This window comes from Serratia sp. AKBS12, assembly GCF_024793895.1.
In the GTDB taxonomy this organism is placed as follows: Bacteria; Pseudomonadota; Gammaproteobacteria; order Enterobacterales; family Enterobacteriaceae; genus Serratia_F.
On record NZ_JANUSB010000016.1, the window covers coordinates 198,856 to 212,384 of the forward strand.

The 13,529-nt window shown below is 59.5% G+C and carries 12 protein-coding genes; 5 read left to right on the forward strand and 7 right to left on the reverse strand.

Annotated elements, in window-relative coordinates; all coding sequences use genetic code 11:
• Positions 1-5 precede the first annotated feature (5 nt).
• From NYE85_RS20270 to NYE85_RS20290, 5 genes are read right to left on the reverse strand one after another with little or no spacing between them, the layout of a single operon-like run.
• Positions 6-803 (reverse strand): ABC transporter permease, encoded by a 798-nt coding sequence (locus NYE85_RS20270; RefSeq protein ID WP_259006543.1) that lies wholly within the window; start codon positions 801-803, stop codon positions 6-8.
• A complete protein-coding gene (locus NYE85_RS20275) occupies positions 800-1,735 on the reverse strand; it encodes an ABC transporter ATP-binding protein (protein WP_259006544.1) in 936 nt (311 codons plus the stop codon). Before NYE85_RS20275 ends, NYE85_RS20270 begins: the two co-directional genes overlap by 4 nt.
• Positions 1,732-2,922, reverse strand: a complete 1,191-nt coding sequence (locus NYE85_RS20280; protein WP_259006545.1) for an ABC transporter permease — start codon at positions 2,920-2,922, stop codon at positions 1,732-1,734. Before NYE85_RS20280 ends, NYE85_RS20275 begins: the two co-directional genes overlap by 4 nt.
• Positions 2,923-2,961: 39 nt before the next feature.
• Positions 2,962-3,894 (reverse strand): ABC transporter substrate-binding protein, encoded by a 933-nt coding sequence (locus NYE85_RS20285; protein WP_259006546.1) that lies wholly within the window; start codon positions 3,892-3,894, stop codon positions 2,962-2,964.
• A 16-nt stretch (positions 3,895-3,910) separates the two neighbouring features.
• Complete coding sequence (locus NYE85_RS20290; protein WP_259006547.1) at positions 3,911-4,963, reverse strand: fatty acid desaturase; 1,053 nt, start codon at positions 4,961-4,963, stop codon at positions 3,911-3,913.
• A 149-nt stretch (positions 4,964-5,112) separates the two neighbouring features.
• On the opposite strand from NYE85_RS20290, the gene NYE85_RS20295 reads away from it, so the two are divergent.
• Positions 5,113-6,153: an NAD(P)-dependent alcohol dehydrogenase gene (locus NYE85_RS20295; protein ID WP_259006548.1), complete on the forward strand. Its 1,041-nt coding sequence runs from the start codon at positions 5,113-5,115 to the stop codon at positions 6,151-6,153.
• Positions 6,154-6,296: 143 nt separating this feature from the next.
• Positions 6,297-7,778: an MFS transporter gene (locus NYE85_RS20300; protein WP_259006549.1), complete on the forward strand. Its 1,482-nt coding sequence runs from the start codon at positions 6,297-6,299 to the stop codon at positions 7,776-7,778.
• 79 nt (positions 7,779-7,857) lie between these two features.
• On the opposite strand, the gene NYE85_RS20305 is transcribed toward NYE85_RS20300, so the two are convergent.
• On the reverse strand, positions 7,858-8,763 hold the full coding sequence (locus NYE85_RS20305; RefSeq protein WP_259006550.1) for a LysR family transcriptional regulator: 906 nt from the start codon (positions 8,761-8,763) through the stop codon (positions 7,858-7,860).
• Between the two features lie 141 nt (positions 8,764-8,904).
• On the opposite strand from NYE85_RS20305, the gene NYE85_RS20310 reads away from it, so the two are divergent.
• The 3 genes from NYE85_RS20310 to NYE85_RS20320 are packed head-to-tail and all read left to right on the forward strand — an operon-like array spanning position 8,905 to position 12,042.
• Entirely contained in the window at positions 8,905-9,549 is a 645-nt protein-coding gene (locus NYE85_RS20310) for a hydrolase (protein WP_259006551.1), read from the forward strand.
• A 54-nt stretch (positions 9,550-9,603) separates the two neighbouring features.
• Complete coding sequence (locus tag NYE85_RS20315) at positions 9,604-10,149, forward strand: antibiotic biosynthesis monooxygenase (protein WP_259006552.1); 546 nt, start codon at positions 9,604-9,606, stop codon at positions 10,147-10,149.
• A gap of 21 nt (positions 10,150-10,170) precedes the next feature.
• Positions 10,171-12,042, forward strand: a complete 1,872-nt coding sequence (locus tag NYE85_RS20320) for an amidohydrolase (protein ID WP_259006553.1) — start codon at positions 10,171-10,173, stop codon at positions 12,040-12,042.
• Between the two features lie 199 nt (positions 12,043-12,241).
• Here the strand turns inward: NYE85_RS20320 and NYE85_RS20325 are convergent, their stop codons facing one another.
• Positions 12,242-13,372: a Gfo/Idh/MocA family protein gene (locus tag NYE85_RS20325; protein WP_259006554.1), complete on the reverse strand. Its 1,131-nt coding sequence runs from the start codon at positions 13,370-13,372 to the stop codon at positions 12,242-12,244.
• Positions 13,373-13,529 lie beyond the last annotated feature (157 nt).

The window sequence follows — 13,529 nt, forward strand, 5'->3', positions numbered from 1 at the left end:
CTCCCTCATCCTACGGTAGACGATGTGGTCAGCGTCTGCTGACGCCAGGCGGTGAGATGATTCACCCAACGCTCAAAGATCCTATCGATAATGATAGCCAGTAAAGCCACCACCAGCGCGCCCTGAATCACATAGGCGGTATTAAAACCGCTCAAGCCGATAATAATCGGCGATCCCAGCGATTTGGTACCCACCGTAGAGGCAATCGCCGCGGTGCCGATATTGATGATTACCGAGGTGCGAATACCGGCCACGATCACCGGAGCAGCCAGCGGCAACTCGACGCGCCAGAGAATCTGCCGCGGACTCATGCCAACGCCTTGCGCCACCTCGCGCGTGGCGGCTGGCAGCGAATCAATGCCTGCCAGCGTGCCCTGCAGGATCGGCAACAGGCCATACAGCACCAGTGCGATAATCGCCGGTTGTTCGCTGAATCCCATTACCGGCACCGCGATCGCCAGCACCGCCACCGGTGGAAATGTCTGGCCAACCGCCACCACCGTTTCTACCAGCGAACGAAACTCTTTGCCGGCCGGTCGGGTTACCGCCACGCCTGCCGTCACGCCGATCAGCACCGCGATCAGGCTGGAAACCGCCACCAGCAGCAGGTGCGCCAGCAGCAGTGAAACAAAGCTGTCCTGCTGGTAGACCGGCCGTTGCAGATCGGGGAACCAGGCGGCAAACAGCCCATGCAGATGGTTCATCCCGAACACCAGCGCCAGCAGTAGCGCAATCAGCCACGGCAGCGGGTCGCGCCATCCACGTTGCCTGCCAGCGCCCTGTGGCGCGCCGGCGCGGCTCATGACAGTGCCCGCTGCGCGATCAGATCGGCAAAATGCAGCACGCCGAGCGCTTCGCCGCGCGCATTGACCACCGGTAGGCAATCACTGCCGCGCGCCACGAACACCGACAGCGCCTCACGCAGGTTCATTTCGGCGGCAATCGGCTCTCCTTGCGCCTGTCCCGGTCGCACCCGTTCGCCGACGCAGCCTAGCGCCAGCAGCTTGATGCCGCGATCGCTGCGGCCAAAGAAATCGCGCACAAAGTCGTTCGCCGGCGCGGTCAGCATTTCCAGCGGCGTGCCCTGCTGCACCACCCGACCGGCGTCCATCAGCACGATACGATCGGCCAGCGCCAGCGCCTCGTCAATATCGTGCGTCACCAATACGATGGTTCGTCCAGACAGCTGGTGAATACGCGCCACCTCGGTTTGCAGTGCCGCGCGGGTTACCGGATCGAGCGCGCCGAACGGCTCGTCCATCAGCAATACCTCGGGATCGGCCGCCAACGCGCGCGCCACGCCGACGCGCTGCTGCTGCCCGCCGGACAGCTGATGCGGATAGCGCCGCCGGAACAGCTCGGCATCCAGATGCAGCAATTCCATCAGCTCGGTTACCCGGTCGCGAATGCGCGCGCGCGGCCACTTCAGCAACTGCGGCACCGTGGCAATGTTCTCCTCCACCGTCCAGTGCGGGAACAGGCCAATCGACTGGATGGCATAGCCCATGCGTCGCCGCAGATCCTGCGGTTTGAACCTGTGGATCTCTTCACCGGCGAAATAAATCTTGCCTTGGTCATGCTCGATCAAACGGTTGATCATTTTCAAGGTCGTGGACTTGCCAGATCCGGAGGTACCGATCAGTACGGTGAAATCCCCTTCGGCAATGTTCAGCGACAGCGTATCCACCGCCGCTTTGCCCTGAAATATTTTGCTTACCTGGTCAAAGTCAATCATCGGCGCTTCACTTCCAAAGCTGAAATAATGAATTTAAACAACGAGTCGACAATCACGGCCATCGCGATCACCGGGATCACGCCAAGCAGCACCAGATCGAGCGCGCTGCTGAGCAATCCCTGGAAAACGATGGCGCCGAAACCGCCGGCGCCGATCAGCGCCGCCACCACCGCCATGCCGACGGTTTGCACCGCCAGAATGCGCACGCCGGTCAGGAACAGCGGCAACGCCAGCGGTAGCTGGATGCGCAGGAAAATCTGTCCGCGCGTCATGCCCATGCCAACCGCAGATTCAATCACGTTGGCCGGCACGCTTTGCAGCCCCGCCACCACGCTGCGCACCAGCGGCAGCAGCGCGTACATCACCAGCGCCACGATCGCCGGCGCCAGGCCAATGCCGTTGATACCATGCTGTGCCAGCCAGGGGAAAGCCGCCGCCAGCCCGGCCAGCGGTGCGATCAACAGCCCGAACAGGGCGATGGACGGCACCGTCTGAATGATATTCAGGGTCGAGAAAATCGGCGTCTGCCAGCGTTGCGAACGGTAGCACAGCACCCCGAGCGGTATGCCGATCGCCAGCGTCGGCAACACGGTAAGCAGCAAAATGGTCAGGTGCTGCAACAGCGCGGCGTCGAACACCTCTTGCCGGTTGCGGTACTCCTTCAGCAGCGATAACCCGTCCAACTGATGGCTGAACAGCAGCGCCACCGTCGGCAGCAGCACCAGCGTATTACCGACAATGCGCCACAGGTGCGAGGGAGTAATGCGCGCGATGGCGTCAGCCGCCATCAGCAGGCTCAGCACCAGCATCAGCCAGCAGCCGCTGCCCCAGGAAGTGCGAGCCAGCCGGGAGCCCTCCAGCGCCAACTGCTGCGCGCCGTGACCGCTGAGCCAAAAGGTCAGGCACAGCAGCGCCGATGCGCAGACCGCCGTCAGCACCGCATGGCGCCGCAGCGGCGGCAGCAGGCTGAGCAGCGCCAGTGCGCCCAGCGGCAGCAATAGCCACAGCGCAGGTCCATGCAACAGCGAGAGCAGGCCGATGCTTTTACCCGACAACAGGCGGTTGGGGGCATAACTAAGGAATGGCAGGCTGAACGCTGCCAGTATCAACAGGATAAACAGCGTCAGCAAGACGCGGTTTTTCAGGAGGCTAATCAAACAAATTCTCCGGCTCCATGGTGTGCCCATGTCGCCAGGACGAAGACCGTGCTTCGCCCTGGCGATGCATTATCCTTTTATCAACCCTTTTTGTTTCAGATAGCTTGCCGCAACCTGTTTCGCATCTTGCCCTTCTACCGCTATCTGCGCGTTCAGTTGCTGCAACGTCGGACCGTCCAGGGTAGCGAATACCGGCTTGAGCAACTCGGCAATATTGGCATGCTGTTTAAGCGTCGCCTCGCGGATCACCGGTGCCGGTGCATAAATCGGCTGGACACCCTGCGGATCTTCCAGCGTCTGCAGGCCAAGCGCCGCCACCGGACCATCGGTACCGTAGGCCATCGCCGCATTGACGCCAGAGGTTTGCTCCGCCGCCGCCTTGATGGTCACCGCAGTATCTCCACCGGCCAATGACAGCAGCTGATCCTGGTTCAGTTTAAAGCCGTAGGCGTTTTGGAAAGCCGGCAACGCATCCGGGCGCTCAATGAATTCTGCCGAGGCGGCCAGTTTGAACTTGCCGCCGCCGTTGATCCACTTGCCCAGATCGGCCAGGGTCTTCAAATGGTTGGCATCGGCGACGTCCTGGCGCACCGCGATGGTCCAGGTATTATTGGCCGGTGCGGCGTCCAGCCACACCAGTTTGTTTTTGTCATAATCGAGCTTCTTCACCTTGTCAAAGCCGGCCTTGGCATCCTTCCACGCCGGATCTTTCTCATCGGCAAAGAAAAACGCCCCGTTGCCGGTGTATTCCGGGTAGATGTCGATCTCACCGGCGACGATCGCCCCGCGCAGCACTTTGGTGGTGCCAAGCTGTAATTTATTGGTGGTTTTGATGCCATTGGCTTCCAGTACCTGAACAATGATATTGCCCAGCAGCGAGCCTTCGGTGTCGATTTTTGACCCTACGCGCACCGAATCGGCAGCCTGTGCCGCACCGGTGGCCAACGTGACGATACCCAGCGCCAACGCCAGAAAACGGCCGCGTGAAGAGATAAATGCCATTGTTGCTTCCCCTTGATTATTTTTCGATGCAGAAATCCGCTGCGGCCTGTGTCCCACGAGCCACAATCGCCGCCGACGGTGCGACGGCCCCCTGATGTCCCGTCGACTCCCCGGCTAAAAACGGGTGTACGGCGACGCTGACCGGCGAAACGGCATGCGCAGCAAACCACCTGCCATAGCCGAGTACCACGAATCCCTGGCTGCGTTGTTGATAGGCAACGCGTTCTGCCTGATAGACTTTTCGCAGTCCGTACCACGGCAACCCGGGTAAGTCGTGATGCACTAAATGATAGTTCAAATTGAGGAACAGCAGCCGCCACGGCCAGCCAGCCTCGTTGATCACCGAACGGGCCGCCACCGCTTTTTCTGCACGATGTTCATAAAAAGAACGGATTTTGGTGATGGCTAACGCCGGGTAACTGACCGCCAGCAGATAAAACAGCGGCGATACCCCCTGCCGCTGCAGCCAGCCCAGCAGGCATGTCAGCAGCGCACCGTGGACCAACCACATCATCAGCGCGGCACCATCGCCAGCCGTTACGCTTTTCAGCGCGCCAAACGCCGTGGTGCCGATATCCCATAGCGGAGCAAGAAAAATTCGCCCGGGCAAGGTGTTACGAATTGTTACCAACCAGACGACGGCAGCGGGCAGGCGTTGCCATTGCGCGGCGGTAAAATAGTAACTTTCCGGATCGTGCCGTGGATCGGTCAACTGCTGGTTGCGGTGGTGCTGCAAATGCGTATCGCGATACAAACCATAGGGATACCACACCGCCAACGGCGCCAGACCAAACAGCTGATTGAGCCGTGGCCAGCGCGTCGGGTGACCATGGATCAGCTCATGCTGCAACGACATATAACCGGTGGTGAGCAAGATCAGCAACGGTGTCCCCAGCCAGGGACCGAGGGTCTGCCAACACAGCACAACGCCGAACCAGCCGCCGTACACCAGCGCCAACACCCACCAGGTCGGCAGTTCCAGCCGCCATAGCCACTGTCGCTTGAGTTGCTGGATCCAGGCCCGCTGCGCGGGGTGAAGATAGTGGCTATGATGCGCTGGCGTTGACATCGGTTAGCGGCTCGCTGGCAATAATTTGCCACAGTATCCGCGAGCCGGATCGGCGCGCAAAATAAACAAAATGGCAAAGCTTAGCGAAAATCCGCCCGTTGTTCGAAAACTATACTGGAGAGATACGCCGCCAACGACGAGGAGACCCCATGACTGCCAAACGCCGTGCCGCGGTGGTTGATACCACCGGCACTCAACTGGTGATGCGCCCGCTGCGCCTGCGGCCGCCACGCGTCGATGAGCTGCGGGTGCGCCTGGTAGCCTGCGGCATCTGTCATACCGATCTCGCCATGTGCGCCAGCGCCAGCGCCGGCTCGATACTCGGCCACGAGGGCGCTGGCATCGTCGAACAAACCGGTAGCGCGGTGCGTGCCGTACAGCCCGGCGATGCGGTGGTGCTTTCTTATCAGTCCTGTGGTTGCTGCGTTCCCTGCCGGCAGCAACGTCCTGCGCACTGCGACAATTTTTGGCAGTTGAATTTCGACTTTCAGCGGCTGGACGGCAGCAGCGGCTATCTTGCCCCGCTACACGGCCATTTTTTTGGTCAGTCCTCTTTTGCCAGCCATGCGCTGGTCAGCGAACGCAATGTGGTGCGCGTTGCCAATACCCTGCCGTTGGCAACGCTGGCACCGCTCGGCTGCGGGCTACAAACCGGCGCCGGCACGGTGCTCAACTCACTGAACCTGCAAAGCGGCGAGCGCCTGTTGGTGCTGGGCGTCGGCACCGTCGGCCTGGCGGCGGTGATGGCGGCCAGGCTGCGGCGAGCGGCGTCGATCGTCGCGCTGGACAGCCAGGCCCGACGTTTACGGCTGGCAGGCGAACTGGGGGCAACCCAGATGTTGCAGACGGCGCAGCAGTTGCTTCAGTTGGCGCCGCTGGATTACGTCATCGACACCACCGGCAACGCGGATCTGGAAAAACAGGCGCTGGAGCGGTTACGCCCGGGGGGCACGCTGGTGCGCCTGACCGGCGGCGGCGCGATGAAACTTTCTCATCATCGACAGATTATCAGCGTTATTCAGGGGGATGCCGTCCCGCAGCGTTTCATCCCCTATCTGATCGCGCAGTGGCAGGCCGGGCATTTTCCCTTCGAACGGTTGATTGATTTCTACCCCTTTGAGGCGATTAATCAGGCATTGGCCGCGGCGCGGTCGGGTAAGAGCATCAAGGCGGTGCTACGTTTTCCCTAAGCGCATAAAACCACACCCTGAGTCCGCGTTTAACATGATGATTTTTCAACATCTTCTGGTTGTAAGCTTATAACCAGAAAGAATTGGTTGAACGTCAGGCCACGCCGTTATGCTCGGATTTTTGCCTATAAAGTAGAATCAACATGTCGACAACCATTGTGGCGCCTGACGCCAGCGTTTCAACAGGGACCCCACCGGCCAGCAATCACGAGGCAATAGCGATCCGCAGCGCCGCCGACGTCGCCAGGCTGGTCAACGGCGGCGCGGCCAAGCGTAACGATGCGCGCATTGTGGTCGCCATCGCGCTGGGCGGGGTGTTCCTTGATGCCTACGATCTCGGCGCACTGGCGTTTGGCATCAAGGACGTGGCACGCGAGTTCAATCTGTCGCCAACCGGTACCGGGCTGGTGGCCTCGGCCATCACGTTCGGCGCCATTATCGGCGCATTTATCGGCGGTTATCTGACTGATAAAATCGGCCGCTATCGGGTATTTATGGCCGATATGTTTTTCTTTGTGGTTGCGGCGCTGGCCTGCGCGTTTGCGCCCAACGAATGGGTCTTGGGCGGCGCACGGTTTGTCATGGGGTTGGGGGTCGGCATCGACCTGCCGGTGGCAATGGCGTTTCTCGCAGAGTTTTCACGCCTTTCCGGCCGCGGCAACAAGGCTGCGCGTATCGCCATGTGGTGCCCCACCTGGTACGCGGCGATCGGCATTTCCTATCTGCTGGTGCTGCTGCTTTACGCCGTGCTGCCGGAAAGCCATACCGACTGGCTATGGCGGCTGATTCTCGGCTTCGGCGCGGTGCCGGCGCTGCTGATTATCGCCATTCGCAGCCGCTATATGAGCGAATCTCCGGTCTGGGCGGCCAATCAGGGCGATTTGCAGGGCGCGGCGGCCATTTTACGCCGCTCGTACAACGTCAACGTGGTGGTGGCTGATGACGCCGAAACCGGCCGACCGCCGCAGACGCGGCAAGCCTCGTGGCGCAACTACGGCACGCTGCTGCAAGGCGTATATTTGCGGCGTACGGTACTGGCGACCATCATCGCGATTGCCTCTTCCTTCGCCTATAACGCGGTGGCGTTTGGACTGCCGGTGATCCTGTCGACCTTCCTGGCGCAGTCCATGCTGAGCACCATTCTGGTGTCGCTGGCACTTAACCTGCTGTTCGCCTTTGTCGGCGGCCTGCTGGCAGTACGGCTGGTGCCGACCTTCGGTGCCTGGAAGATGACGGTGCTCGGTTACGCCTGCCAACTGGCGGCACTGCTTGGTCTGGCGCTGACTGGTCTGCCGGACAACGGCGGGCAGGCGGCATTTTCCATCGCCATGCTGGCGCTGTTCCTGCTCGGGCAGGGTTTTGGCCCCGGCTCGCACAGCATGACGTTTGCCTCCTTGAGCTATCCGACGTCATTGCGCGGCGTCGGCGTCGGCTTTAACCAAACCCTGATGCGTTCCAGCTCCACCCTGTCGCTGTTCCTGTTTCCGGTGCTGTCGGCAACGCTCGGCACCGGCGTGTTCTGGGTGATTGCGCTAGCGCCGTTAGCCGGCTTGACGGCCCTGCTGGCGATCCGCTGGGAACCGGCCGGCTATGACGTCGACGCGGAAGACTTCCAGCACGGGTGACCGCACCCTGCGGGCATTTTACCCTCTCGCTCCCCGGCGGCGCGCAGGTGTTATCGCTGCGCGCCGCGCCGGACCATGATTAGTCTGGGTAGGCCTGTTCACCGTCGGCGTAGGCCTGCAAGCGCTCACGCCACCACTTCACCGCCAGCCCGGTGGCGCTTTCACGCCAGCCGAAATAGGCCGCATCACTGCAATATTCACCTTCGACGCTCTTCGCCACCAGTTCGCCACGCGCCAGATAAGGTTGTGCCAGATAGCGCGGCAAATAGCCACAGCCGAGCCCGGCAAGCTGTGCAGCCAGCTTGGCATCGAAATTAAACACCGTCAGCGTGTCTTGCTCATCCAGAATATGCAGATTTTGCGGCGTATTGATACGTGAAGTGTCACGCACCACCACCGCCCGATGCTGGCGCACCGTGTCTTTGACCAACGGTTCAGGCAGCGTAGCCAACGGGTGCTGCGGCGCTACGGCAAATACGTATTCCAACTTGCCCAACGGCCTGAAGGCATAGCCGGTACGTGACGGCGGTTCGCAAATGGCGCCGATGATAATGTCGGCGCAGCCGTAAATCAGCGACTCCCAGGAGCCGGCCAACACTTCATGGCTAAACCGCAGACGCGTATGGTGATGCTGACGGTAAAAACTGTCGATCAGCGGCAGCAGTCGCTCAAAGGGAAACGAGGCATCGATACCGAGGGTGATCTCACTTTCCCAGCCGCTTTCGACATAACGCGCCTGTTGTTCCAGATCCTGCGCCGCCCGTAACAGTAAACGGCCTTTCTCCAACATCAACTTACCGGTATCGGTAAATTTGGCGCGATGACCGGAGCGGTCGAGAATCGTCACGTCGAGATCGCTTTCCAATTTCTGCACCATGTAACTGAGCGCCGACGGCGTTTTATACAGCCGGGCCGCGGCCGCGGCGAACGAACCGTGACGGTCAAGCGCATCAAGAATCAGCAACGCATCCAGATTTAATCTCACACTGTTCCCCTGTGTATAAAAAAACTTAACAAGACCACGAAAATTCTACGCTATCTTTGAAATCACCACCTGCCTACCATGCATTCCATTGCAGCAACCCTGAAAGCTCGTTCAACTGGTGTACCACTAGGAAGGTAAAACATGTCCAAGTTTCAATTGCTTGACCCAACCAATTCCGCATTGATCTTTATCGATCATCAACCGCAAATGGCTTTTGGCGTCGCCAATATCGATCGCCAGCAGTTGAAAAACAACGTGGTGGCGCTGGCAAAGGCCGGTAAAATCTTCAATGTGCCAACCCTGTTTACCTCGGTTGAAACCGAAAGCTTCAGTGGTTATATCTGGCCAGAATTATTGGCGGTTCACCCGCAGGTGAAACCCATTGAACGCACCTCAATGAACTCATGGGAAGACGCCGCGTTCGTGCGCGCCGTCGAAGCCACCGGTCGCAAAAAACTGGTCATTTCGGCGCTATGGACCGAAGTCTGCCTGACCTTCCCGGCGTTGATGGCACTGGAAGCCGGCTATGAGGTGTATGTGGTAACCGATACCTCGGGTGGCACCTCGGTGGATGCGCATGAACGCTCGGTCGAACGCATGGTACAGGCCGGCGCCATCCCGGTGACCTGGCAACAGGTACTGCTTGAGTACCAACGCGACTGGGCGCGCAAGGAAACCTATGACGCGGTAATGGAACTGGTACGCGAACACAGCGGCGCCTATGGCATGGGCGTTGACTATGCCTACACCATGGTGCACCACGCGCCGGCGCGCGAACTCAAATAAGATGCCCCTCCCCGGCCTGCCAGCCGGGGAGGACCGGTTTAGGAGCGCGCGTTTATGTCACACCCGCAGCATGTCACCCTGGTTATCACCCACCGGCTGGCGCCGGGCCAGCAACAGGCCTATGAAGCCTGGCTCAAGCGCATTATGCCGGACGCCGCCGAATACCACGGGCACCTTGGCGTCAACGTGATCCGCCCGTCCAGCACGGAACAGGCCTATACCATCCTGGTGCGTTTCGACAACATCGACAATCTTTATCATTGGCTGCATTCCCCCAAACGCAATCAATACATTGCCGAGGTGTCACCGCTGCTGCTGGAACAGGATCACATTGAAATTCGCCCCGGCGCGGAATTCTGGTTCACGCCTGCCAATGCGCAGGTACGCCCACCCGCCAAGTGGAAGCAGTTCCTGATCACCCTGTTGGTGATCTTTCCGTCGACCAATCTGGTACCGTGGTTTTGGAGCACGCTGCTGCCAAGCCTGCAAGGGACACTCGGCGGCCACCTGCTCAACGACGCCAGCGTGGTGGCATTAGTGGTGTTCCTGTGGATGCCGATCGTGACGCGCGTCTTTCATCAATGGCTGACCCGTCACTGAGACGGCGTCGGGAGAAAAGAAATGAGTAATACGGCCTCATTGATTATCACCAATGGCAAGTTTCATACCGTCGATCGCGACAACCCTACCGCGCAGGCGGTTGCCATCAAGGACGGCAAGTTTCTGGCGGTCGGCGACCAAAGCGAGGTGATGCGCCACGCCGGCCCACAAACGCAGATTGTCGACTTGCAGGGCCATACCGCCATTCCCGGTCTGAACGATTCCCACCTGCACCTGATTCGTGGTGGGCTTAACTACAATCTGGAGTTGCGCTGGGAAGGCGTGCCTTCGCTGGCTGACGCCCTGCGCATGCTCAAGCAACAGGCATTACGCACGCCGAGTCCGCAATGGGTGCGGGTGGTGGGCGGCTGGAGCGAATTCCAGTTTGCCGAACGCCGTATGCCGACGCTGGAGGAAATCAACCAGGCCGCGCCGGATACGCCAGTGTTCATCCTGCACCTGTACGATCGCGCCCTGCTCAATCGGGCTGCCCTGAAGGTGGTCGGCTATACCAAAGACACGCCTAATCCTCCGGGCGGCGAGATTCAGCGCGATCGCAACGGTAATCCGACCGGCATGCTGATTGCAAAACCCAACGCCATGATCCTGTATGCCACGCTGGCGAAAGGGCCGAAACTGCCGTTGGAGCAACAGGTGAACTCCACCCGCCAGTTTATGCGCGAACTGAACCGCCTCGGTTTGACCAGCGCCATCGACGCCGGCGGCGGCTTCCAGAACTACCCGGATGATTATCAGGTCATTGCCGAACTGCATGAAAAACGGCAGTTGACCATCCGCATCGCCTACAACCTGTTTACCCAACGGCCAAAACAGGAGCTGGAGGATTTCCAGCTGTGGACCGATATGCTGAAACCGGGCCAGGGAACGGATTTCTATCGCCATAACGGCGCCGGCGAAATGCTGGTGTTTTCCGCCGCCGATTTTGAAGACTTCCTGCAGCCGCGTCCGGATCTGCCGGCAGGCACCGAGGATGAGCTGGAGCGCGTAGTACGCCACCTGGTCGAACACCGCTGGCCATTCCGCCTGCATGCCACCTACGACGAATCCATCAGCCGTATGCTTAACGTGTTTGAAAAGGTTAACCGTGAAATCCCGTTTAACGGTCTGCACTGGATTTTTGATCATGCCGAGACCATTTCCGAACGCAATATCGAACGGGTAAAAGCGTTGGGCGGTGGCATCGCGGTACAGCATCGCATGGCCTTCCAGGGAGAGTATTTTGCCGAACGCTACGGCAAGGAAGCGACCAGCCACACCCCGCCGGTGGCGAAAATGCTGGCAGCGGAACTGCCGGTCGGACTGGGTACCGACGCCACTCGCGTTGCCAGCTACAACCCGTGGACCGCGCTGTACTGGCTGGTTTCCGGCCGTACCGTCGGCGGCATGGCGATGTACCACGACGATGCACGACTGGATCGCGACACCGCGTTGATGCTATGGACCCAGGGTAGCGCCTGGTTTTCGACCGAACAGGGCAAGAAGGGGCAAATCAAGGTCGGACAACTGGCGGATCTGGCGGTGCTGTCGCAGGACTATTTCAGCGTGCCGGAGGAGCAGATCAAGGACATCGAAGCGCTGATGACGGTGGTCGACGGTAAAGTGGTGTATGCCGCCGGCAGCTTCTCGCCGTTGGCACCGCCGCCGCTACCGGTGCTGCCGGAATGGTCGCCGGTCAGCCAGGTACCGGGACATTACCGCGCTGCGCCGCCTGCCGCCATGGTCGGCAACGGGGTGCTGAGTCAGGCGCATCAATGCTGTGGCCCGTGCGGCGTACACGCGCATCAGCATGACCTTGCCCGCCGCTCCAGCATCCCGGTGGCCGATGAACATGCGTTCTGGGGCGCCTTTGGCTGTTCCTGCTTTGCGTTCTAAGCACACAACCGGCTAATTGAACAGGCTGCCAGCGTCATACCCTGGCAGCCTGTCAGTTTACCAACCGCCTAATTTAATAGCCAGGCAACTCAACAGCCTACTCACTTGCCAACAAAATAGCTTATTAAGCTAGCAGCATCGTAAGCCATTAAGCCACTTGGCCAGCACAACTTGCCAGCCAATTAACTTAACAGGTTAACTATTTATTATTGACCTCCAGCCAGCGACGCTGCTGCGCCGACGCGGCGATAGCATCCAGCACGCAAGACACTTTCCAGCCCTCTTCAAAATCCGGCCACAGGCGATCGCCGGCCGCAATGCCGTTCACCAGATCGCGCACTTCCACGGTTTTTTGATCGTTGAAACCAATGCCGTGCCCAGCGCTGATACAGAATGCGGCATAGTCCGGGTGCTTCGGCCCCACCAGCAGCGTTTTGAATCCTTGCCGTTCGGCTGGCTCATCGTGGCGATAAACCTTTAATTCAGCCATCCGCTCCTGGGTGTAGCTGAGCGTTCCTTTGGTACCGGTAACCACATAGGTCAGCCCCATCTTGCGGCCGCAGGCAATACGCGAGGTTTCAATGGTCCCCATGGCACCACTGGCAAAACGAACCAGTGCGCTGGCCTGATCTTCGTTTTCCACCTCGCATAACCGGGTTGCATCCTGCGGATCCGGCCGCTGTTTGATCAGGGTTTGCATGTCGCCGGAGACCGCCACGATGTCCCCCACCAGATAATGCGCCATATTGACGATATGCGCCGCCAAATCGCCCAATGCCCCAAGGCCGGCGCTGGCCTTGCGGCAATGCCAGTCAATCGGCGTACGCGGATCGGCCAGATAGTCTTCATTATGGGTGCCGTAAAAATGCACCACCTCGCCGATTTCACCATTGGCGATAATTTCACGCGCCAGTTGGCTGGTCGGGTTCTTCATATAGTTGAAACCCACCAGCGTCTTGACACCCCGTTCACGCGCCGCCTGCACCATAATCGCCGCGTCGCCGGCATCCAGCGCCAGCGGCTTTTCCGAATAGACATGCTTGCCATGACGAATCGCTTCCAGTGCCATTTCCTTGTGCAGGAAATTGGGCGCACAGATATCCACCACGTCAATGTCAGGATCGGCCACCAACTGCCGCCAATCGCCTGTAGAACGTGCAAAACCAAACTCCATGGCGCGCTGGCTGGCCAGTTCTGGCGTCACTTCCGCCAGCATTTCCAACACCAACTCGCCTTTCAGTGGAAAAACCGTGCTTGCCTGTGCGTAAGCAATGGCATGGCAACGGCCAATATAACCGGTACCAATTAATCCGACGCGAACCTGTTTCATCGTTGTTTCCTCAGCGTTGGGCCGGGCTGTCGCCAGTCGGCCATAAAATGGAATGAGTAATTTATCGCTGATTTATATGGAATCAACATTTCAAAATCAAGTGAAATGAAAAACAAACCTCGCTATTCGTGATGGCGTTCATGATTCGCCATTCATT

Excerpts from the sequence above, each read along its gene's own strand:
- NYE85_RS20315 (WP_259006552.1), top strand. The coding sequence starts at position 9,604 with ATGTCACACCCGCAGCATGTCACCCTGGTTATCACCCACCGGCTGGCG.
- NYE85_RS20270 (WP_259006543.1), bottom strand. The coding sequence starts at position 803 with ATGAGCCGCGCCGGCGCGCCACAGGGCGCTGGCAGGCAACGTGGATGG.
- NYE85_RS20285 (WP_259006546.1), bottom strand. The coding sequence starts at position 3,894 with ATGGCATTTATCTCTTCACGCGGCCGTTTTCTGGCGTTGGCGCTGGGT.
- NYE85_RS20300 (WP_259006549.1), top strand. The coding sequence starts at position 6,297 with ATGTCGACAACCATTGTGGCGCCTGACGCCAGCGTTTCAACAGGGACC.
- NYE85_RS20325 (WP_259006554.1), bottom strand. The coding sequence starts at position 13,372 with ATGAAACAGGTTCGCGTCGGATTAATTGGTACCGGTTATATTGGCCGT.
- NYE85_RS20320 (WP_259006553.1), top strand. The coding sequence starts at position 10,171 with ATGAGTAATACGGCCTCATTGATTATCACCAATGGCAAGTTTCATACC.
- NYE85_RS20275 (WP_259006544.1), bottom strand. The coding sequence starts at position 1,735 with ATGATTGACTTTGACCAGGTAAGCAAAATATTTCAGGGCAAAGCGGCG.
- NYE85_RS20310 (WP_259006551.1), top strand. The coding sequence starts at position 8,905 with ATGTCCAAGTTTCAATTGCTTGACCCAACCAATTCCGCATTGATCTTT.
- NYE85_RS20295 (WP_259006548.1), top strand. The coding sequence starts at position 5,113 with ATGACTGCCAAACGCCGTGCCGCGGTGGTTGATACCACCGGCACTCAA.
- NYE85_RS20290 (WP_259006547.1), bottom strand. The coding sequence starts at position 4,963 with ATGTCAACGCCAGCGCATCATAGCCACTATCTTCACCCCGCGCAGCGG.
- NYE85_RS20280 (WP_259006545.1), bottom strand. The coding sequence starts at position 2,922 with ATGGGCACACCATGGAGCCGGAGAATTTGTTTGATTAGCCTCCTGAAA.